Annotated in this window: 23 protein-coding genes; 15 read left to right on the top strand and 8 right to left on the bottom strand. The window is 61.6% G+C overall.

Annotated elements, in window-relative coordinates; all coding sequences use genetic code 11:
* The first annotated feature begins 4 nt into the window (after window positions 1–4).
* The 7 genes from ACO06O_RS12355 to ACO06O_RS12325 are packed head-to-tail and all read left to right on the top strand — an operon-like array spanning window position 5 to window position 4,346.
* Window positions 5–973 (top strand): alpha/beta fold hydrolase, encoded by a 969-nt coding sequence (locus ACO06O_RS12355; RefSeq protein ID WP_421880164.1) that lies wholly within the window; start codon window positions 5–7, stop codon window positions 971–973.
* A 49-nt stretch (window positions 974–1,022) separates the two neighbouring features.
* Window positions 1,023–1,502 (top strand): SRPBCC family protein, encoded by a 480-nt coding sequence (locus tag ACO06O_RS12350; protein WP_421880162.1) that lies wholly within the window; start codon window positions 1,023–1,025, stop codon window positions 1,500–1,502.
* A gap of 25 nt (window positions 1,503–1,527) precedes the next feature.
* A complete protein-coding gene (locus ACO06O_RS12345) occupies window positions 1,528–2,142 on the top strand; it encodes a putative glycolipid-binding domain-containing protein (RefSeq protein ID WP_421880160.1) in 615 nt (204 codons plus the stop codon).
* Window positions 2,143–2,180: 38 nt separating this feature from the next.
* The gene (locus ACO06O_RS12340) at window positions 2,181–2,633 is read left to right on the top strand and encodes a YybH family protein (RefSeq protein ID WP_421880158.1); all 453 of its coding nucleotides are present in this window, start codon (window positions 2,181–2,183) and stop codon (window positions 2,631–2,633) included.
* Window positions 2,634–2,664: 31 nt separating this feature from the next.
* Window positions 2,665–3,174: a VOC family protein gene (locus ACO06O_RS12335; protein WP_421880156.1), complete on the top strand. Its 510-nt coding sequence runs from the start codon at window positions 2,665–2,667 to the stop codon at window positions 3,172–3,174.
* Window positions 3,171–3,827: a DUF899 domain-containing protein gene (locus tag ACO06O_RS12330; RefSeq protein WP_421880154.1), complete on the top strand. Its 657-nt coding sequence runs from the start codon at window positions 3,171–3,173 to the stop codon at window positions 3,825–3,827. Before ACO06O_RS12335 ends, ACO06O_RS12330 begins: the two co-directional genes overlap by 4 nt.
* 33 nt (window positions 3,828–3,860) lie before the next feature.
* The gene (locus ACO06O_RS12325; protein WP_421880152.1) at window positions 3,861–4,346 is read left to right on the top strand and encodes a VOC family protein; all 486 of its coding nucleotides are present in this window, start codon (window positions 3,861–3,863) and stop codon (window positions 4,344–4,346) included.
* On the opposite strand, the gene ACO06O_RS12320 is transcribed toward ACO06O_RS12325, so the two are convergent.
* A complete protein-coding gene (locus tag ACO06O_RS12320; protein ID WP_421880150.1) occupies window positions 4,334–5,245 on the bottom strand; it encodes a LysR substrate-binding domain-containing protein in 912 nt (303 codons plus the stop codon). The genes ACO06O_RS12325 and ACO06O_RS12320 overlap by 13 nt on opposite strands.
* Window positions 5,246–5,364: 119 nt before the next feature.
* On the opposite strand from ACO06O_RS12320, the gene ACO06O_RS12315 reads away from it, so the two are divergent.
* Window positions 5,365–6,075 carry a glutathione S-transferase family protein gene (locus ACO06O_RS12315; RefSeq protein ID WP_421880148.1) on the top strand — a complete coding sequence of 237 codons (711 nt, stop codon included), beginning with the start codon at window positions 5,365–5,367 and terminating at the stop codon, window positions 6,073–6,075.
* Between the two features lie 52 nt (window positions 6,076–6,127).
* Here ACO06O_RS12315 and ACO06O_RS12310 read toward each other — a convergent pair whose 3' ends face one another.
* Together ACO06O_RS12310 and ACO06O_RS12305 are read right to left on the bottom strand one after the other, a co-directional pair.
* Complete coding sequence (locus ACO06O_RS12310; protein WP_421880146.1) at window positions 6,128–6,610, bottom strand: DUF1772 domain-containing protein; 483 nt, start codon at window positions 6,608–6,610, stop codon at window positions 6,128–6,130.
* Window positions 6,607–7,437 carry an NmrA family transcriptional regulator gene (locus ACO06O_RS12305; protein WP_421880144.1) on the bottom strand — a complete coding sequence of 277 codons (831 nt, stop codon included), beginning with the start codon at window positions 7,435–7,437 and terminating at the stop codon, window positions 6,607–6,609. The genes ACO06O_RS12310 and ACO06O_RS12305 overlap by 4 nt, the downstream gene beginning before the upstream one ends.
* 105 nt (window positions 7,438–7,542) lie before the next feature.
* Between ACO06O_RS12305 and ACO06O_RS12300 the strand changes: the two genes are divergently transcribed.
* Window positions 7,543–8,190: a TetR/AcrR family transcriptional regulator gene (locus tag ACO06O_RS12300; RefSeq protein ID WP_421880142.1), complete on the top strand. Its 648-nt coding sequence runs from the start codon at window positions 7,543–7,545 to the stop codon at window positions 8,188–8,190.
* A 9-nt stretch (window positions 8,191–8,199) separates the two neighbouring features.
* Here the strand turns inward: ACO06O_RS12300 and ACO06O_RS12295 are convergent, their stop codons facing one another.
* Window positions 8,200–9,360: an MFS transporter gene (locus ACO06O_RS12295; protein WP_421880140.1), complete on the bottom strand. Its 1,161-nt coding sequence runs from the start codon at window positions 9,358–9,360 to the stop codon at window positions 8,200–8,202.
* A 68-nt stretch (window positions 9,361–9,428) separates the two neighbouring features.
* Here ACO06O_RS12295 and ACO06O_RS12290 point away from each other — a divergent pair, with 68 nt between their 5' ends.
* Entirely contained in the window at window positions 9,429–9,971 is a 543-nt protein-coding gene (locus ACO06O_RS12290; RefSeq protein WP_421880138.1) for an Lrp/AsnC family transcriptional regulator, read from the top strand.
* 34 nt (window positions 9,972–10,005) lie between these two features.
* Here the strand turns inward: ACO06O_RS12290 and ACO06O_RS12285 are convergent, their stop codons facing one another.
* A complete protein-coding gene (locus ACO06O_RS12285) occupies window positions 10,006–10,608 on the bottom strand; it encodes a glutathione S-transferase N-terminal domain-containing protein (protein WP_421880136.1) in 603 nt (200 codons plus the stop codon).
* A 128-nt stretch (window positions 10,609–10,736) separates the two neighbouring features.
* A complete protein-coding gene (locus ACO06O_RS12280) occupies window positions 10,737–11,765 on the bottom strand; it encodes a GlxA family transcriptional regulator (RefSeq protein WP_421880134.1) in 1,029 nt (342 codons plus the stop codon).
* Window positions 11,766–11,887: 122 nt separating this feature from the next.
* Here ACO06O_RS12280 and ACO06O_RS12275 point away from each other — a divergent pair, with 122 nt between their 5' ends.
* From ACO06O_RS12275 to ACO06O_RS12255, 5 genes are all read left to right on the top strand, one after another.
* The gene (locus ACO06O_RS12275; protein ID WP_421880132.1) at window positions 11,888–12,355 is read left to right on the top strand and encodes an SRPBCC domain-containing protein; all 468 of its coding nucleotides are present in this window, start codon (window positions 11,888–11,890) and stop codon (window positions 12,353–12,355) included.
* Between the two features lie 196 nt (window positions 12,356–12,551).
* Window positions 12,552–13,718, top strand: coding sequence for an aromatic ring-hydroxylating oxygenase subunit alpha (locus ACO06O_RS12270; RefSeq protein ID WP_421880130.1), 1,167 nt, complete (start codon window positions 12,552–12,554; stop codon window positions 13,716–13,718).
* 131 nt (window positions 13,719–13,849) lie between these two features.
* Entirely contained in the window at window positions 13,850–14,671 is an 822-nt protein-coding gene (locus ACO06O_RS12265; RefSeq protein WP_421880128.1) for an ABC transporter permease, read from the top strand.
* Entirely contained in the window at window positions 14,668–15,468 is an 801-nt protein-coding gene (locus ACO06O_RS12260) for an ABC transporter permease (RefSeq protein WP_421880126.1), read from the top strand. The genes ACO06O_RS12265 and ACO06O_RS12260 overlap by 4 nt, the downstream gene beginning before the upstream one ends.
* Window positions 15,465–16,550: an ABC transporter ATP-binding protein gene (locus ACO06O_RS12255; RefSeq protein WP_421880124.1), complete on the top strand. Its 1,086-nt coding sequence runs from the start codon at window positions 15,465–15,467 to the stop codon at window positions 16,548–16,550. The genes ACO06O_RS12260 and ACO06O_RS12255 overlap by 4 nt, the downstream gene beginning before the upstream one ends.
* Window positions 16,551–16,559: 9 nt before the next feature.
* Here the strand turns inward: ACO06O_RS12255 and ACO06O_RS12250 are convergent, their stop codons facing one another.
* Together ACO06O_RS12250 and ACO06O_RS12245 are read right to left on the bottom strand one after the other, a co-directional pair.
* Window positions 16,560–17,339 (bottom strand): methyltransferase domain-containing protein, encoded by a 780-nt coding sequence (locus tag ACO06O_RS12250; protein WP_421880122.1) that lies wholly within the window; start codon window positions 17,337–17,339, stop codon window positions 16,560–16,562.
* A gap of 73 nt (window positions 17,340–17,412) precedes the next feature.
* On the bottom strand, window positions 17,413–18,480 hold the full coding sequence (locus tag ACO06O_RS12245; protein ID WP_420419972.1) for an ABC transporter substrate-binding protein: 1,068 nt from the start codon (window positions 18,478–18,480) through the stop codon (window positions 17,413–17,415).
* Window positions 18,481–18,531: the final 51 nt, after the last annotated feature.

Here is an 18,531-nt window from a genome sequence, read left to right as displayed (position 1 = left end):
GACCATGGACTGTTCCGTTCTTCAGACGCAAAGCGAACTGACATTCTACAAGGCGGAGCGGCGCGGGCCGAGCTGGCTGGCCAGTGTCGGACGTGCCCGGCGTGACTTGGCTATGGTGTTCGGCGTCAGCGCCGCCCTGTTGTCCGCTTTTGTCGATCCGTCACCGGCCAAAGCGGCCGCTTTGGACACCGGGTACGTCCAAGCCAATGGTTTGAGCATGTATTACGAAGTGCATGGGACCGGCGACCCGGTCGTGGTGCTTCACGGCGCCTATATGACGACCGATTTGATGCTGCCATTGGTCGAACGCCTGGCCGAAAACCGGAAGGTCTATGTCCTGGATCTGCAAGGGCATGGACGTACAGCGGATATCGACCGGCCGATCCGGTATGAAACCATGGCCGACGATGTCGACGCGTTCATGGCCGCACTGGATCTGCCGCGTGCCGATATTGTCGGCTATTCCATGGGGGGCGGTGTCGCCCTGCAGCTGGCGATCCGGCATCCGGACCGCATACGCCGCATGACCACTGCCGCCGCCGGCTTCAGGAAGGACGCGCTCTATCCGGAACTGCACGAGATGTTCGCGCAAATGACCCCGCAAAGCTTCGCGGGGACGCCCTGGGAAAAGGCCTATAAGGACGTCGCGCCGAACCCGGAAAACTTTGAGACGTTGGTCGAAAAGCTGCTCGACCTGGACACCCATATCGATGATTGGCCGGAGGCGGATATTGCGTCGATCGCGGCGCCGGTGCAGGTTCTGTCGGGGGACGCCGATGTGATCCGCCCGGAACATTCGGTGCGCCTCTTCCGTCTTGTGGGCGGTGGCCCGGTCAAACCGTATTTCATGGAAGCGTCGGCCGACGAGCTGGCGATCCTGCCCGGTACGACGCATCTGGGCATCATGGAACGCCTGGACCTCGTCGTGCCGATGGTCGAGGCATTCCTCGGCAAGAGCATGCCGGCGCAATAATCCGACGCTAAGATTCGAATAATTACCCTACCCTGAAAAGGATCCTACAATGACCGAATATACAACCATAGATCAGGATCGCGATCTCGTCCTCACACGTATTGTGGATGTCTCGCGCCAAAAGCTATGGCGCGGCTGGTCAGAGCCGGCCTTGCTCACATCCTGGTTCGCGCCGAAGCCCTGGACCGCGCCAGAATGTGAAATCGACCTGCAGCCCGGCGGTATTTTCCGGACCGTAATGCAGGGCCCCGACGGGGAACGCTTCGACAGCACGGGATGCATATTGGAAGCGGTCGCGCCGGAACGGATCGTCTTCACCGACGCGCTGCAGCCAGGATTCCGACCGTCGGCGGAAAGCTTCTTCTCGGCGATCGTGACCTTCGAGGAGGTTCCTGGCGGCACGCGCTACACCGCGGTCGCCCGGCACAAGAATGCCGAAGATTGCCAGAAACATCGCGACATGGGTTTCCATGAAGGCTGGGGCCTCTGCCTCGACCAGTTGGTCGCCGTCGCGAAGTCGCTCGATTGAGCGGCCGAAGATGGGGGAGGCTGCAATGCGGCCCGATACGATGTTCGATGACGGGCGTGGCCCAGGGTCCGATGCGATTCCCGACACGGTGTTGTGGCGGCGGATCGACACCGAAGGTCACGATTCCTGCCGGATCGACCGGATAGAGGACGGGTATCGTCTGACCGGCATGGCGGTCTGGACCGAATCCAGCGGCGCCGCAGCCCTACGTTACCGGGTCGAATGCGGCCCGGACTGGCGCACCCGTTCGGCCGATGTCGAAGGTTTCCATGCGGGATCGCCCTTGAACCTGAAGATACGCACCGATGGCCAGGGTCGCTGGCGGAAGAACGATATTCTCCAGAAAGCGGTCGAAGGCATGGCGGATCTCGATCTGGGATTCACACCGGCGACCAACATATTTCCCATCCGGCGCCTCGCCGTCCGGCCGGGACGATTGGTTCCGGCCCCGGCGGCCTGGCTGGATATCGCAGACCGGTCGTTGAAGATCCTGGAACAAACCTATCGCCGCATCGATGCCGAAAACCTGTCCTATACCGCCCCGCTTTTCGACTACGAAGCCGACCTGACAACGAGGCCGTCCGGTTTGATCCGGTCCTATCCCGGCCTTTGGTTGGAAGTCGACAGCCTCCGACCCTGAACGCGTTCAGACAACCAAATACCTTGAAAGGACTGATCATGACACAATCCAGCGCAGCCCAAATCGCCGCCGACAAGGCGGAAATCGAAACCCTGGTCGCGGACTGGCGGCGTGCCGTTGAGGCCAAGGACGCCGACGGCCTGGTTCGGAACTATCAGGACGACACGGTCCTGTTCGATGCCATCCCACCTTTCCAGACTGTTGGGAAAGAAGCGGTTCGTAAGATCTGGCAGACCGTGTTCCCGTACTTTCCCGACCGGTTCAAATCCGAACACAAGGACCTGACGGTTCATGTCGACGGCGATTTGGCGGTGGTGTTCGGTCTGCATCATTTTGTGCCGGAACCGGCGGATCATCCGTGCGGGGCGACCTGGATGCGGATCACGGTCTGCCTGCACCGCGTCGACGGCGAATGGCGTGTTCTGCACGAACATGTCTCCGTGCCCTTCGATCCGATGACCGGTCAGGCGGCCCTGACGAAGGATCTGTAAGTCCTAACCCCACTCATTGATGGAGAAGACAATGTCCGATGTGAAGAAAGATGCCGCCGAAAAAGGCATCCACGTCCTCAGCCCTCATTTGATCTGCGCCGGTGCGGCGGACGCGATCGAATTCTACAAGCAGGCTTTTGGCGCGGATGAGCTGATGCGCATTCCCGGCCAGAGCGGCAAGTTGATGCATGCCTGCGTCAGCATCAACGGATCGTCCGTCATGCTGGTCGACGAGAATCTGGAATGGGGCCTGCGAGGCCCGAAGACCCTGGGCGGCAGTTCGGTGTCGATGCATCTGATCGTGGACGACGCGGATGCCAGTTTCGACCGCGCGGTCCAGGCCGGTGCGACATCTGTTATGCCCATGGACGACGCATTCTGGGGCGACAGGTTCGGCATGGTTGAAGACCCGTTCGGTCACCGCTGGTCCATTTCGACGCCGCAGAAAGTGATGACCCAGGATGAGATTCTCGCCGCGTCCAAAGAGGCGATGATGGACGGCGAAGGCTGCGGCCCCGAGGGTGAGGGGGGTGCGAGATGAGACAATATGACGTGACGTCACGAGAAGAATGGCAGGCGGCGAGCCGGGCCTTCCGTGCGAAGGAGAAGGCGATGACCCGGGCGCTGGACGCCCTGGCGGCCGAACGTCGCCGCTTGCCCTGGACGCCGGTGGAAGGCGACTACCGGTTCGACGGCCCGGACGGATCGCTGTCCTTGCCCGATTTGTTCGAGGGACGCCGGCAGTTGATCCTGTACCATCACATGTTGAAACCGGCGGATCCGGATCCCTGCGCCGGCTGTGGAATGTTCACTGACACGGTCGGCCGTACGGATCATATCCGTCAGCGCGACACGGTGATCGCACTGGTTTCGACCGCGCCGATCGACGAGATCGTGGCGTTCAAGCAGCGCATGGAATGGACCCTGCCCTGGTATTCCGGCACGGAAGCGTTCAACCGCGACATGGATGTGTCCGGGGGCTTCGGGCTGAACGTCTTCATTCGGGACGCCGACCGGATCTACCGGACCTATTTCACGACCGGACGCGGCGTGGAGATGCTGGGCACGACCTGGAGCTTCCTGGACCTGACGCCGTTCGGACGACAGGAAAGCTGGGAGGATTCTCCGGAAGGTACACCGCAGACCGCCCCGTATCATTGGTGGCGCCTGCACGATGAATATCCCGCCGGCTGAGTCCGGCTTCCTAACAAAATGAAAGGACGCGTCATGAGTGACGACCCTAAAATCACGCCCTGCCTCTGGTTCGACACGAATGCGGAGGAAGCGGCCGCGTTCTACATTTCCGTCTTCGGTGCCGGCGCCATCGTCGATGTCACCCGCAACGGCCCCGATGGGCCGGGACCCGAAGGTTCCGTTCTGGCGATGACGTTCGAGGTCGCGGGACAGCGGTTCCAGGCGATCAACGGCGGTCCCGTTTTCCCCTTCACCGAGGCCATCTCGATGTCCGTCGCCTGCAAGGACCAGGCGGAGGTCGATCATTACTGGAATGCGCTCTTGGACGGCGGCGGTAAGGAAAGCCAGTGCGGCTGGCTGAAGGACCGGTTCGGTTTGAGTTGGCAGATCGTCCCCGAGGCCCTGCCGCGTCTGCTGAAACAAGGCGACAAGGCGCAATCCGCCCGGGTGATGCAGGCGATGATGCAGATGGTGAAGCTGGACGTCGCGAAACTGGAAGCGGCCTATCACGGCCAGTGATCGGGATCGGGCGGGGGGTCGTCGGGCTGGCTCGCCAGAAACTCGACGACCGCCCGCACCGCCGGCAACTGACCCCGACGGTGCGGCATGACGGCCGTCGTCGTGACCCGTCCGGCCTCCCATTCCGGCAGAACCCGGCGGACCAAACCCTGCTTGGCCACGCCGGCATAGAAGGAAACCGGCAGACAGGTCACGCCCATTCCGGAAATGCAGGCCGACAGGATTAACGCGGACTCATCCGCGATCATCGCGGCCTTGGGCGAAACGGCGGCGCTGTGTCCGTCGGCGTGGTTCAGTACCCATTCAGTCCGCGCCGCGCCGGTCAGGATCGCGGCATGCGTGGCCAGATCTTCCGGCGTTTCCGGTTCCGGATTTTGTGCCAGATAGCGCGTTCCGGCGATCAGATGGATCGGTTCTTCCGACAGTTTGCGCTGAATCAGATTTGAGTTCGGCAGTGGCGCGAAATGGCTGCGCAGCGCGATGTCGTATCCTTCCTGGACGATGTCGACGAACCGGTCGGTGGCATGGACCCGCAGTTCCACTTTCGGATAGGCGATTGCGAAATCCGGCAGGCACCGCGCCAGCATGTACTGCGCGGTCGGGACGGATGTGGTGATCCGAACGGGGCCACTCGGCTCCGCCTTCCGCCGCAGGACAACGTCGCGCGCGGTTTCGGCCTCGGTGATGGCGGCCCTGGCATGTTCGAAGAATTCCCGGCCCAGATCGCTCAGCACAAAACTGCGGGAACTGCGGTGGATCAACCGTGCGCCCAGTTGGGTCTCCAATTCCGCGACCCGTTTGCTGATGGTCGATTTCGGGACATTCAAGCGCCGGGACGCCGCTGCGAAACCGCCCGATTCCACCGATTGAACGAAGAGATGCAGATCGTTCAGGTTCATCGCCTAAAGTCCATGTATGTAGATTTTGAGGTGCAATCATAGCGTCTACCGATACGTCGTCCAGATGTGCAGATTTTGTGGGTCGAGTTTCGGCAATCAAACCCGTGAAAGGACACATGATGACGGATGTATTGTGTTACGGCGTACCGGAGGGCTGCTCCTTCGGATCGATCGTCGCTCTGGAATGGCTGGGCCGGCCTTACCGCCTGTGCCGGATCGAAATGCCCGAAGTGGTTTCGGGCGAAGCCTATCGCCGGATCAACCCGGTCGGCGAAACCCCGACGCTGATCACATCGGATGGTGCGGTGCTGAGCGAAAGCATGGCGATCCTGGGCTATCTGGGCGCCCGCTTCCATGAAGCGGGCAAGGGACCGGCGCCGGGATCGGCCGCGTTCGACCGGCGCACCCAGATGCTGGCTTATCTGAATACCAGCTTCTTCAACGCCTTCTCTCCGCTGTGGTTCGCTTTGGAGCACGATATGGACGGTCCCGAGAAAGACGCGTTGACCCATTATGGCCGTCAGCTGGTCGAAAAGACCCATGCCGGTCTGGAGATACTGCTGGGCGAAGGCCCCTACCTGATGGGGGCGGAGCCGGAAATCGTCGACGCCTATTTCATGGGGATCGCCCGCTGGGCCGATTTCCACCAGGCGGCAGATCGGCGGGACTATCCGGGCCTCGACGGGCTCTACAATCGTTTGAAACAGGATCCGGCGGTGCAATTCGCCTGGGCCATCGAACACGAAGAACCGGCCACGAGCGCCGGCGGGTTCAAGGGCCACGTCACCCTGGACCATGTTGCAGGGCTGCTGGGCCGGCAGGCGGCGTGACAGAACGGCCGGGCGGGGGGAGCCCTTCGCCCGGTCTTTTCCGGTTTCGGGATCAGGCGGCAAGCGCCGCGATGAAGAGGGCGCAGGCCAGGGTCGATGCCACCGTTCGGACATGGTTCCAGAAGACCCATTCCTTCAAATATCGAGTCCAGACGGCGGTTGCCTCCGCGCTGGCGCCGTCCATTGCCGCCAGGGCGTTGTTCAGCGGCACATTGAAGACGATCGTGCTGGCGAACATGCACAGGGCATAGACCAGCCCGCCGGCCAGCAACAGCACCGCGCCCGGCTGGTCCCATTGGTAGAGCGCCCAACCGGCCAGGAACAGGCCGATCAGCGTCGTTCCGAAGAACAGGGGCAGGAACAGAGATTTGACGATCACGACATTGATGGATTGCATCGCAGAAATACCGTGCGCCTGCGGGATGCGGGCAAAGGCGGCCATGATGAAGGTCGAGAACGCGAAATAGACGCCGGCCATGAGACCGCTCCCCAAAGCGCAGATCCAGATCAGGATTGTGATGAATGTGGCGGTCATGGTTTCCGGCTCCAAATTCCCTGCTCGACTGTTTTGCGCACATAATCCGAGAAGTCGCGCGGCGGCCGGGCAAGCGCTTCTTCGACGCCATGGGCCAGCGGGGTGTTGCGGCCATCCAGATTTGTGCCGAATAGCTCCTCCAAAAGCCCGACCAGATCGTCCGGCAGTTCGGCCTGGCGCAACCCATCGACGAAGGTTTCTAGCGGGATCTGTGTATAGCGGATCGGCCGTCCGGTCGCGACAGCGATTTCCTCGACCGCCTGGGCGAAGGTGATGGCGCGCGGTCCGGTGACTTCATAGACCCGGTTGCGGTGGCCGATTTCCGTCAGCGCGGCAACCGCCACATCGGCGATATCGTCAGCGTCGACAAACGGTTCCCGCACGTCACCGGCGGGCAGGGCGATTTCCCCCGACATCACGCCGTCCAACAGGAAACTTTCGCTGAAATTCTGGTTGAACCAGCTTGCGCGGACAACCGTCCAGGAGACGCCGGAATCCTGCAACGCCTGCTCCGCGCGCTGCGCTTGTTCTTCGCCCCGGCCGGACAGCAGGACGATGTGATCCAGCCCTTTTTCCCTGGCCAGGGCACTGAAGGCCGCAATCGCCTCGACCCCTCCCGGCACGGCCAGATCCGGCTGAAAGCTGACATAGGCGGCGTGGGTGCCTTCGAGGGCGGGGCCCCAGGTTTCCGGCTTGGTCCAGTCGAATGCCGGCGATGTCGACCGCGATACCGGCCGGGTCGGCAGACCGAGCGCCTGCAACTTCGAATTCACGCGGCGACCGGTCTTGCCGTTACCGCCGACAACGAGAATGGGGATGGTGGACATGACACATTCCTTCTTTAGAGCCAAATGCGAGAACATCTCTCATTTGACAAATGAGATAATGTCTCGCATTTTGTCTGTCAAGAATGGAAATCGTCGGAGTTGCCAATGGCCCGGACCGAACCCGCAGAAATATCGGAGAACGCCCCCATACCGGTTTTCGCCCGCAAACTGCCGACGCAGAAACGAAGCCGGGACCGGTTCGAACATATCCTGCGCGTTTCGGAAGAGATTTTGCGCGAAGTGGGGAGCGACGAGTTCAAGATGAGCGATGTCGTCGACCGATCGGGCGTCGCGTTCGGATCCCTGTATCAGTATTTCCCGGACAAAACGGCGATCTTCGGGACCCTGGCCTGCCGCTACAATGAAATGGGCCATGCCTGTGTGCGAGACGGGCTGGCGCCGGTCGCGGCGGAAGGCGACCTGCATCCCGCATTGTGCGGCATTGTAGACGGCTATTTTGAGTGCTTTCAGAACGAGCCGGTGATGCGCGATCTCTGGCAGGCGACCCAGGCCGACCGGAACCTCCAGCGATTGGACGATGCCGATGTTTCCATTCTGGCGGGGTTTCTGAAGGATTGCCTCATTCGTCTGGATCGGTCGCGCGATCCCGATGAACTGCGCACCGGATCCAGGCTGATCATGGTGCTGATCGCGGCGGCGGTGCGCCACGCCATCACCTTACCGCCGGGCGAAGCGCAGCGCAGCCTGGCGATGTTCAAACGCCTGCTGCCGAGCCGGGTTTCCGATATCTAGGCAAGCCGGTCACTGCCCCTGAACCCGTGGTGCCGCTGCGCGCAACCGGATCGAGTCCAGGATGGCCAGCCCGACGCAGAGGGCCGAGGCCAAGGCGCAGGCGGTGAAGCCGAACGCGTCGAATAGCGGCCGGTAGGCGAGGGTTCCGAAGAACAGGCTGAGATAGCTGGTCGCGCTGTAGAGGCCCATGATCGAACCGCCCTGGCGCGGATCGAGCCGGCCAAGCCGTCCCAGGATCAGATTCAGTCCCAAATGGTTCGCGACACCCCACAGGACGCAGAGCGCGATCAGGACCGGCATCGACCAGACCGTCAGCGACATGGCGACATAGACCGATGCCAGCAAGCAGAAGACCGCGACGGCGATCCGGTCCGGACCGCGCCGGTCGATGATGCGATCCAACGGCACGGCGAGGCCGAACCCGACACCATAGGCCAAGGATAGAAGGCCAATCGACGCGACCGGCTGGTTCAGTACGGTTTTCGCATGCGGCCCGATATAGGCGTAGAGCGCGTAGAAAGCCGCCATGTAGCTGGCGCAGACCAGAAGCGCGCGACCGATGCCGGGTACGCGCAGCGCGGTCAGGGGCGTGGATCGCAGAAACGAGCCTGGCGCCTGTGAGTCCTGGGAAACGCCCAACCGCAAGACGACAGCGATCACACCGGCCAATCCTGCCAGACCCGCGAAGACAGCCCGCCAATGGGCGAATTCGGCGACCAGCGCGGACAGGCTGACACCCAGAACAAGACTGACCGTCCAGCCGGTAATGACCAGGCCCATCGCCTCGCTTTCCCGGCCTTTCGGGGCAATCTGGGCGGTCAGCGCATAAATCGCCGGCAGGGCCATGCCAGCCGCAATTCCGGCCGCGGCCTGGGACAGGCATAACAGCCAAAGTGTTGGGGCAGAGGCGGCCGCCGCCAATGCGAGGGCCAGTCCGCTCATTGCCTGGAACAGCGCCTTTCCGGCCCCGACCTGATCGATCCTGGGCGCCAGCGTCAAGGCGCTGCCCGCCGTCCCCAGGCCATAACATGCGGCCGCGATCATCACGTCCGCCGCGTCGCTGCCGGCAAAGGACAAGGCGACGCTGCCGGAAATCGGGCTGAGAACCAGGGAGTTCGAGCCGATCACCGATACGGCGGCCAGCAGGACGGATAGAAGCCCATAAGGCATTGTGTTGCTCCGGAAAACCATTATGGCATTCTCCTAATCGACGAATGGTGTTCTGAGGAGACGAAAAAATGCCGAATGAAATAAATTCGAATGGCGTTCGGGCGCGGGCCGGGAAAACAGTCGGAATCGACCCGTTGGACCGAAAAATATTAGGTGAGCTGAGCCGCGGTACCGATGTCGGTTATGCCGAATTGGGAGAGCGCGTCGGCCTGTCCGCCCCGGCAGTTCACGAACGGGTCAAGCGCCTGCGGGCCTCCGGGGTCATCAAGAACACTGTCGCGATCGTCGACGGCCCGGCGGTCGGCAAACCGCTTCTCGCCTTCATCCATGTCGACACGACCGGCTGGGGCAAGACGGCCGGACTGATGGACTTGGCGGCCCTACCGGAGATCGAGGAGGTCCATTCCGTTACCGGAGACACCTGCATGATGCTGAAGGTACGTGTGGCCAGCAGCGTCGCCCTGGAAAGCCTGCTTGCCAAACTCTACGATCTGCCGGAAATCCGTGGCACCCGCACCTATGTGGTCCTGTCCACCTATTTGGAGCGCCCGCCGCAGCCGGAGATCACCGAAGACCTGCTGCACCCGGCGAATCTGAAGCCTGCCCAGTGACCGGCGGCGGCGTTCCCGCCACCGGTACCGGTCTTCACGCGGCCAGTTCCATGGGCGCCACCCCCTCCGCCCGCAAGGCGTCGCGGATCGCGGGGCGCATTTCCAAGCGCCGGATATAGGGAATGAACCCTTCGCCCGGATCGACGCCGAACATCCGGGCCCAGGCCAACATCACATAGAGGAAGGCATCCGACGCGGTGAAGGCATCGCCGAATAGGTGGCCGTCTTGGATCCGGGCCGCCAGAAGAGCGAAGCGCTGCCGCAGGATTCCGGCTATCTCTGCCTGACGCTCCGCGTTTTCCTCGAACATCAAACGTACGAAGGGCTTCTGGATTTCCGTCGACAGGAAGGCCAGCATTTCGATCTGCCGCGTCCGCCCCATCGCGCCGGCGGGTGCCAGGTCCGCCCGCTGTTGCGCCAACCAGTCCAGGATCGCGACATTCTCGGTCAGCAGGCTGCCATCGTCGAGGCGGAGCGCGGGCACATAGCCTTTCGGATTGATGTCCGTCAGGCTTTCGCCTGTCTCGGTTTCCCGGGTCGGGATGTCGACCCGGACAGCCTCGAAAACCTGCCGCGTCTCGTAAAGCATGATGTGGGCGGCCTGACTGCAGGCGCGGGGGCTGTGATAGAACAACATTCTGCGTCTCCTTGCATTGGGCCGGACCGGTCGTCGCGGCGCTTCATGCTTTGGACGCTAATCCGCCGGACATGGCGGCGTGAGAGGCGAACGGGTCAGAAGCAGGGGGATTTATGCCAATCCCGACCTCAATGCAGTCCGGGGTCGAAGCGGTATCGCTGACGATACCGGGATGGCGTGACGCCCGCATGCCGCTTGAACAACCGCCGAAAGAAGGTCGGGTCCTCATAGCCGACACTCGCGGCGATCTCTTCGGGGGATTGATCACCGGATTCCAGCATCTGCTTCGCTTCTTCCATGCGCAGGGCCTGAACATAGGCGACAGGCGCATATCCGGTAGCCTGTTTGAACCGGCGCTTGAACGTCCGCTCGGCGAGACCCGATCGTTCGACCAGGCGGGTCACGGGATTGGCGATGGTGTAGTTGTCCGCCAGCCAAACCTGACATTCGGCGATTACCGCATCGGAATGATCCCGGGGCCGCGCCATGACGGCATAGGGTAGTTGCCCGTCGCTGCGGTCGCCCAGAACGAAGAGCTTGGCCATCCGTGCCGCTTCCTCCCGGCCGCAATAGCGCGCGATGATATGCAGCGCCAGATCCTCCCAGGAAGACGCGCCGCCCGTGGTGATCAAACGACCTTCGCGGCCGGAGTTGCATAGAATTCGTTCCGGCTTGAAATGGACATTCGGGTACCGGTCGCGGAACAGCGGGGCGGCACTCCAATGCGAGGCGGCGTCGTTGCCGTCCAACAATCCGGCCTCGGCCAGGAAGATCGCGCCGGTACAGACAGAACAGACCTGTGTGCCGCCATCGACGAGGCGGCGGGTCCACGCCATCTCTTCTACCCATCGCGACGGGGCGGTTTCGTCAAAGGGCAATCGGATGTCCGTGACGATCAGAATGTCCAAAGGCCCCGGGTCGTCCAGCGTCCGATGGGGCGCGATCGGGGTTCCGATGGACGATTGGAACTGACCGAGTGTCTTGGCGAGGATCGCCGGTCGGATTTGGCGGGTCTCGTGCCGTTCGCCGGTAAGCGCGCCCCAGACCCTGCCGACCGTGGAAAATATCTCATAGAGTCCGTAGACCGACAGGGGCGTGGTTTCCGGCAGGGCCAGAATGCCGATATTCAGGGGCGGTTGGGATTGATCTGTCTCCATATCGGGAGGCTGGCATGAATGCCCCGTTTTTGTCCATTCCTCCCCTCGAGGCGAAGCCAGAGCCGCGCTAGGGATTCGGTCAGTCCGGCATCATCCGGCCTTTGAAAAGAAAGGATCAGTCCATGCAGCACGACCACGAAGAACCCGGCACCGTCACGTTGACCCGGACCTTCAATCATTCGGCATCGGCGGTGTTCGCCGCATGGTCCGATCAGGATGCGGTAACAGCCTGGAGCGACCCCGGCGATGGCTGGCACCTGGTCTTTGACCGCTTCGACTTTCGGGTCGGCCATATCGATCTGTGCCGGTTCGGCCCCGCGGGCGGGCCGGAGTTCATCAACGAGAACCGTTATCTCGCAATCGATCCGGATCGCCGGATCGTGTTCTCCACCTCGCTGAATGTCGAAAGACGCCCGACCTTTGCCGGTGTTGTGACGGTTCGTTTTTCGGAGCGCGAAGCCGGTTGCGAGATGCGGCTGATCGAACACGGGCTTTACTTCGACCCGGAAGACGGCGCGGCGGCTCATCGTGAAGGCTGGAACCATATGCTGGACGGGCTCGGTCGATACCTTGATTCAGGAAACCGGTAGGAACCGAAAACCTTGGAACACCGAACGGATCCTCGGCCGCTCTGCCTGGGGTCCGTTCGACCGCCCACAGAAATTTCCGAGTGACAAACCGGGTCGAGTTATTTATTTTATATGAACGCTCAAAGAAATTAGTGGTGCGGTTATGACGGAAGCAGCGATGAATACCCAGGTTCCCGAAAATTGGGATCGTACGGGGTTGCCAGCCTGGACTTATCACAGTGAAGAACTGACGGAGATCGAGAAGGAAGTTCTCTTCCGTCGGCACTGGCAGATCGTCTGCCATGTCTCCAATGTGCCCAATCCGGGCGATTACATGTGCTTCGACATGGTCGGCGAGCGTGCGGTCGTCATGCATGGGGACGATGGCAGGATCCGGGCGTTCCACAATCTGTGCCGGCATCGCGGCTCGCGTGTCCTTGCGGAGGAGCAGGGGCATTGCAAACGTGTGATCACTTGCCCTTTCCATGGGTGGAGTTACGGGACGGACGGCCAACTGCGCAATCCGGCGGTGCCGGACAGTCTGCCCAAGCTGGACAAGGTGGAGCACGGCCTGAAGCCGATCGAGCTGGATATTTGGATGGGGTTCATTTTCATCCGGTTCAAGGAGGGGGATCAGCCGCCGGTATCCGAACTGATGAAGCGGCATGAGGCGGAAGTCGCCCCCTATCAGACGGAGTCCATAATACCCGCTTACGATCGCGTCTGGTCCCACGAAATGGATGTGAACTGGAAAGCAGTGCGGGATGTCGACAATGAAGGCTACCACGTGCCGATGGCGCATCCGGCCCTTCAGGATTTGTACGGCAAGAACTATTACGACGAGGCCTTGGTCAACGGGACGAACCGATCCGTCGGCGCATTCACGGAATCCGACGGACGCCTGTGGAGTGTGAAGAACTACAAGAAGATCCTGCCCGACCGGCCGAACCTGCCGAAGGAGAGCAAGCGGAAATGGCTGTATGTCGGTCTGTTTCCGAACACGGTGATCAGCTTCTACCCGGAAAGCGTGAATTTCTATCACGAGTATCCGGTGGCCGCCGGTAAGACGATTCAGCGGGGCATGTCCTATCGCTATGCCGATGAGGATCGCCAGTTGCGGTTGGCCCGCTATCTGGCCGAACGGATCGACAGGGATACCGTCGACGAGGATACACAGCTGATCAAATGGAGTTGCGAGGCGATGGAATCCAGCGCCTTCGACGGGATCATTCTTTCCGATAGGGAATATGGCGTCCGGTGCTATCATGACGCCTTGCGGGAACGCATTCCGGTGATGAACGAAGAACAGGCGCCGGCGTTCAATCAAGTCGCCGCGGTCAACGCGGCCTACGGGGATCGCAAGGCCGCCGCAGTGGCGGAATAGGTAAAGGGGGCAGGGGATAGGTGACGACGGCAGCGGAAGATATCGATCCATCCATAGGAAGGCCGCGGCCGTCGCGGCAATCCTGGTTCAGCAAAATAATCCGGAAAGAGGGGGTAAGGGGCTTCGCCCTGATGAGCCCCACCTTCTTCTATGCCCTGCTTCTGCTGGCGGTGCCGGTCGCGGTGACCATCACCTTCAGCTTCTGGACCCAGACCTATCTGGACCTGGATACGACCTTCACGCTGGCCAATTATCAGGAAGTCTGGTCGAAACCGATCTACCGCGTCCTGATGTTCCGGTCCCTGACCATCGCCGCGATCGTCACCGCTGTTACGGTGATCCTCGCCTATCCCTTGGCCTACTACATCTCCTTTCACGTCAAAGAACGCCAGGCGCTGTGGATCTTTCTGATCACGATCCCGTTCTGGACCAGCTACCTGCTGCGCATTTTCGCCTGGAAGCTGATCCTGGGCTATAACGGCGTGATCAATTCCACACTGATGGAATTGGGCATCATCGGCGAGCCGCTGGAATTCATCCTGCACAATGCAAACGCGGTCGTAATGACCCTGTCGCATGCGTGGCTGCCCTTCGCCATTCTGCCGATCTTCGTTTCGCTTCAGAAGATCGACCGCAGTCTACTGGAGGCAGCGAACGATCTCGGCGACGGGCCGGTCATGCGGTTCCTGCGGGTCACCTTGCCCCTGTCTCTGCCCGGTGTGATCGCGGCGTCGCTGATCGTCTTCATCCCGACAATCGGCGATTATGTGACCCCCCGCCTGGTCGGCGGCAGCGACGGGTTGATGATCGCCAATATGATCCAGGTCCAGTTCGGCAAGGCCAATAACTGGCCGCTGGGGGCGGCGCTTGCGATGACCTCCATGCTGTTGGTCACCGCAGTATCCGTCGCCTTCATTCTGGTCGCGCGGTTCTTGGGAGGGCGCGTCCGATGAAAATCAAGTTCCTGACGATCTATGCCGTTGGCTTCATGATCTTTCTGTATCTGCCGGTTCTGTTCCTGCCGATCTTCTCGTTCAACGACAGCGCCATCGTCGCCTTTCCCCTGAAGGGCTTCACCCTGCAATGGTACGAGAATCTGGCGAACGAACCTGGCATGCATCAGGCGCTGATCAACAGCCTGAAGGTTGGAATCGCCACCAGCGTCATTTCCACCATCCTGGGGATCTGCGGTGCCCGGGCGGTGACGCGGTACGAGTTCTTCGCCAAGAAATCGATCACCAGCTTTGTCATGCTGCCCCTAGTCCTGCCGGAAATCCTGGTCGCGATCTCCATGCTGGTCGTGCTGCTTCAGCTGGGCTTCAGCCTGTCGCTGATCAGCGTGGCGCTGGGCCATATCCTGATGTGCGTGCCGTTTTCCATGGCGATCTTGATATCCAGTTTCGAAGGCTTCGATCAAAGCCTAGAGGAAGCTTCCATGGATCTGGGCGAAGGGCCGCTGATGACCTTCTTCCGGGTCACCTTGCCGGTCGTGGCGCCGGGCATCGTTTCCAGCTTGCTGATCACCTTCACGATCTCGCTGGACGAGTTCATAGTCGCCTTCTTCCTCAGCGGCACGGAACCGACCCTGCCGATCTTCATTTGGGGGCAGTTGCGCTTCATCGCCAAGCTGCCCAACATCCTGGCCCTGGGCAGTCTGATGCTCCTCGCATCCTTCATCCTGCTCTGCGCGGCCGAATATTTCCGTCGGCGCGCACAGCGCCGCACCGGTACCGAGGATTCCGTCATATGAGCACACATCCGATCATTCAGGTTCGCGACGTCTCCCGGCTGTTCGGGGCCTTCACGGCGCTGGACAATATCAGCGTCGACATCCGCGGCGGCGAGTTCTTCTCTCTGCTGGGCCCGTCGGGCTGCGGCAAGACAACCTTGCTGCGGATGATCGCCGGCTTCGACGACCCGACCCATGGCGATATCCTGATCGACGGGCAACCCATGGCGGGCGTTCCGGCAAATCGGCGGCCGACGAACATGGTGTTCCAATCTTACGCCGTGTTCCCGCATCTGACCGTTGCCCAGAATGTTGCCTATGGCTTGCGCCGCCAGCGTCTGGACAAGGCGGAAAAGGCCAGCCGGGTGCAGAAAGCGCTGGAGCAGGTGGGCCTGGGGGCATTGGGGGAACGGCGGTCCAACGAATTGTCGGGCGGCCAACGTCAGCGTGTCGCCTTGGCCCGCGCCTTGATCATGCGTCCGAAAGTGCTGCTGCTCGACGAGCCGCTCTCGGCACTGGACAAGAAACTGCGCGAGCATATGCAGGTCGAGCTGCGGCAGCTTCAGCGTCAGGTCGGCATCACCTTCATTCTGGTCACCCATGACCAGGAGGAGGCGTTGACCATGTCCGACCGGATCGCCGTCATGTTCAACGGCGACATTGCCCAGTGCGATACGCCGGAACAGATCTATCAGCATCCGAAGAGCCGCGCCGTGGCGGAATTCATCGGCGGGATGAACTTCCTGGACGCCCGGATGACGGCGCGGAACGGTAAGACGGTCACGGTCGATGCGGCCTGTTTCGGCCGGGTCGAAATCGAAAACCCGCATGGACAGGATTTCGCTTCGAACATCACCGTCGGGGTCCGTCCGGAGCGCCTGACCCTTCTGATCGACGACAACGATCGGGCGGAACATGAAATGTCCGGCCAGATCGTCGATGCGTCCTATTACGGCGACATGACCTATTACTCGATCTCGGTCGACGGCCGGGACGAGCCGATCACCGTGTCGATGCGCAACACGGTCGGCCGTCGCATTCTGGCGTCGCAGGAATCCGTGCGGATCGGTTGGGGACCGGAAAGTCTGGTCCCGCTGTCCTGATCCGCTTCCTTATCGGGGTTTGACCGCACGGAAATGGTGCGGGCAATGCTCGCCTGATCGCAGCACGATCAGCATCACCCGCCAGGTTTCGATCATACCACCCAGATCCGCCTCCCCGATCGCATCGACGAAGATCGGTTGTTCGGGGCCGGTCAGGCGATCCAGCTCCTGCTGGGCGACATCGCGATACCAGGGATTGCGATTGGTCAGACTGACGTCGACGAAGCCCGCCGCCGTCAGCGCCTTTTCGTATCGCGACGGGGAAGCCATGCCGAAATTCAGGTCCTCCTTCGCGATGTAGTCCGCCATTTCCGGCGAGGGCGCGCCGTCATGGGAGATCAGCCAGTCCGACGCGGCAAAAATTCCGCCCGGGCGCAAAACCCGGAAGGCGTCCTTGGCCAAGCTTTCCTTGTCCGGGATATGGACGATGGCGTCCTTGCTGAACACCATGTCGACCGATCCGTCGTCCAGCGGCAGGGGGCCCGGTGTCACCTGCCGGATTTCAACCCGGTCGGACAGGCCGGCGCGGTCGACCATCCGGCGGGCATGGGTGCAGACCGACGCCTCGACGTCGAGCCCGATGACCCTGGCCGCGTTGTAGTCCCGCGCCAGGGCAATGGTAATGCCGCCGGCGCCGCTGCCGATATCGACGACTGTCTTCCCGGACAGGTCCAACCCGTCGAGAAGCCGCTCGACTTCCGCCGGGCCGCCAGGGGACAGATAGCCCTCACCCCATAGTGCCTCCAGGAAGGCGATGTGCCGGTCGTCGTAATTTTCGTCGCTGGTCATGGCGTCCCTCCAAATGCGTACGGCCGCCCCGAAACTCCGGAGCGGCCGTGCGAGTATAGCGTGGTTGCGGAAATCAGAAGCCGGCTTTGATTTGCTCAAACTCGGCGATCATCTTTTCGCGAAGTTCATAGGGCACCGGTGCCTGCCACAAGGTCTTCGATTTGAAGGCCTCCAGATTGCTGTAGCCCATGCTGTCCAGCACCGCCGGGTCGACCTTATCCAGACCGGCCTGGTTCGAATGGCCATAGCCCCAGGCGTTGACCATGTAGTCGGCGGACTTTTCGGACAGGAAGGCGTTCACATAGTCATAGGCCTTGTCGTCGCTGCCTTCGCCATTGGTCAATTTCGCGAAGCCGCAGACCCAGGTCGACAGGCCTTCTTCGGTATCGCGCTTCATGGCGACCGGATGACCTTCGGCCTGCATCGTCACCGGGGTTTCGTTCCAGGCCCAGGCCAGGGAAACCTCGCCTGCCGACATCGACTGCGCCAGCGTCGCGCCGTCCTGCCAGTAGAAGCGAACATTCTGGTGAACCTTGCGCAGGAAGTCGGACGCCGCCTGGAACTGCTCGTCCGTCGCCTTGGTCCAGTCGGTGACGCCGACGGCCAGGAAGCCCAGGGCATAGGCGTCGTCGACATTGTCGCCGACCGAGATCTTGCCCTGGAACTTCGGATCGGCGAAGGCCTGCAAGGACCCGACTTCGGATTCGTCGATCATGTCCGTGCGATAGACCAGGGCGGTGTTGCCCCAATCGACCGGAACGAACCAGACCTTGCCGTCCTCATTGAAGCCCTGCATGTCACGCAAGCCCGGGATCAGCGTGTCATAGGCGGTGATCTTCGCCGGGTCCATCGGCTCGATCAGGCCGGCATCCTTCCAACGTTCGACGCTTTGCGAACAGGGATGGCCCAAATCCGCCTTGAACCCGGCGCGCAGTTTCTGGAAGGCCTCTTCCTCGTCCCCGAAATAGGCGAAGGTCGGCGACGCGCCGTATTGTTCGATATAGGCGGTGTGGAATTCAGGGTCGCCGTATCCCGACCAGTCGAAGACGATCAAGTCGCCGTCCTGGGCCGACGCGGCCCCGGCGGTGAAAGCGATGGCTGTCGCGGCGAGCACCGCCGCGCGTATCGACGTTATCTTCATACTTCATTCTCCCAGTTCAGTTGGTCCCTAGTATCCCCACCCTTGCTAGGC

It is taken from the genome of Pacificispira sp., from assembly GCF_965228185.1.
GTDB lineage: Bacteria > Pseudomonadota > Alphaproteobacteria > UBA8366 > Aestuariispiraceae > Pacificispira.
Note: the sequence above shows the minus strand (reverse complement) of the source record. Positions and strands in the feature narration are given on the sequence as shown.

Coding starts and splice junctions, on each gene's coding strand:
- ACO06O_RS12320 (WP_421880150.1), bottom strand. CDS start 5,245: ATGAACCTGAACGATCTGCATCTCTTCGTTCAATCGGTGGAATCGGGC.
- ACO06O_RS12260 (WP_421880126.1), top strand. CDS start 14,668: ATGAAAATCAAGTTCCTGACGATCTATGCCGTTGGCTTCATGATCTTT.
- ACO06O_RS12245 (WP_420419972.1), bottom strand. CDS start 18,480: ATGAAGATAACGTCGATACGCGCGGCGGTGCTCGCCGCGACAGCCATC.
- ACO06O_RS12255 (WP_421880124.1), top strand. CDS start 15,465: ATGAGCACACATCCGATCATTCAGGTTCGCGACGTCTCCCGGCTGTTC.
- ACO06O_RS12325 (WP_421880152.1), top strand. CDS start 3,861: ATGAGTGACGACCCTAAAATCACGCCCTGCCTCTGGTTCGACACGAAT.
- ACO06O_RS12250 (WP_421880122.1), bottom strand. CDS start 17,339: ATGACCAGCGACGAAAATTACGACGACCGGCACATCGCCTTCCTGGAG.
- ACO06O_RS12340 (WP_421880158.1), top strand. CDS start 2,181: ATGACACAATCCAGCGCAGCCCAAATCGCCGCCGACAAGGCGGAAATC.
- ACO06O_RS12295 (WP_421880140.1), bottom strand. CDS start 9,360: ATGCCTTATGGGCTTCTATCCGTCCTGCTGGCCGCCGTATCGGTGATC.
- ACO06O_RS12355 (WP_421880164.1), top strand. CDS start 5: ATGGACTGTTCCGTTCTTCAGACGCAAAGCGAACTGACATTCTACAAG.
- ACO06O_RS12310 (WP_421880146.1), bottom strand. CDS start 6,610: ATGACCGCCACATTCATCACAATCCTGATCTGGATCTGCGCTTTGGGG.
- ACO06O_RS12330 (WP_421880154.1), top strand. CDS start 3,171: ATGAGACAATATGACGTGACGTCACGAGAAGAATGGCAGGCGGCGAGC.
- ACO06O_RS12300 (WP_421880142.1), top strand. CDS start 7,543: ATGGCCCGGACCGAACCCGCAGAAATATCGGAGAACGCCCCCATACCG.
- ACO06O_RS12305 (WP_421880144.1), bottom strand. CDS start 7,437: ATGTCCACCATCCCCATTCTCGTTGTCGGCGGTAACGGCAAGACCGGT.
- ACO06O_RS12285 (WP_421880136.1), bottom strand. CDS start 10,608: ATGTTGTTCTATCACAGCCCCCGCGCCTGCAGTCAGGCCGCCCACATC.
- ACO06O_RS12265 (WP_421880128.1), top strand. CDS start 13,850: ATGAGCCCCACCTTCTTCTATGCCCTGCTTCTGCTGGCGGTGCCGGTC.
- ACO06O_RS12290 (WP_421880138.1), top strand. CDS start 9,429: ATGCCGAATGAAATAAATTCGAATGGCGTTCGGGCGCGGGCCGGGAAA.
- ACO06O_RS12335 (WP_421880156.1), top strand. CDS start 2,665: ATGTCCGATGTGAAGAAAGATGCCGCCGAAAAAGGCATCCACGTCCTC.
- ACO06O_RS12275 (WP_421880132.1), top strand. CDS start 11,888: ATGCAGCACGACCACGAAGAACCCGGCACCGTCACGTTGACCCGGACC.
- ACO06O_RS12350 (WP_421880162.1), top strand. CDS start 1,023: ATGACCGAATATACAACCATAGATCAGGATCGCGATCTCGTCCTCACA.
- ACO06O_RS12315 (WP_421880148.1), top strand. CDS start 5,365: ATGACGGATGTATTGTGTTACGGCGTACCGGAGGGCTGCTCCTTCGGA.
- ACO06O_RS12280 (WP_421880134.1), bottom strand. CDS start 11,765: ATGGAGACAGATCAATCCCAACCGCCCCTGAATATCGGCATTCTGGCC.
- ACO06O_RS12345 (WP_421880160.1), top strand. CDS start 1,528: ATGCGGCCCGATACGATGTTCGATGACGGGCGTGGCCCAGGGTCCGAT.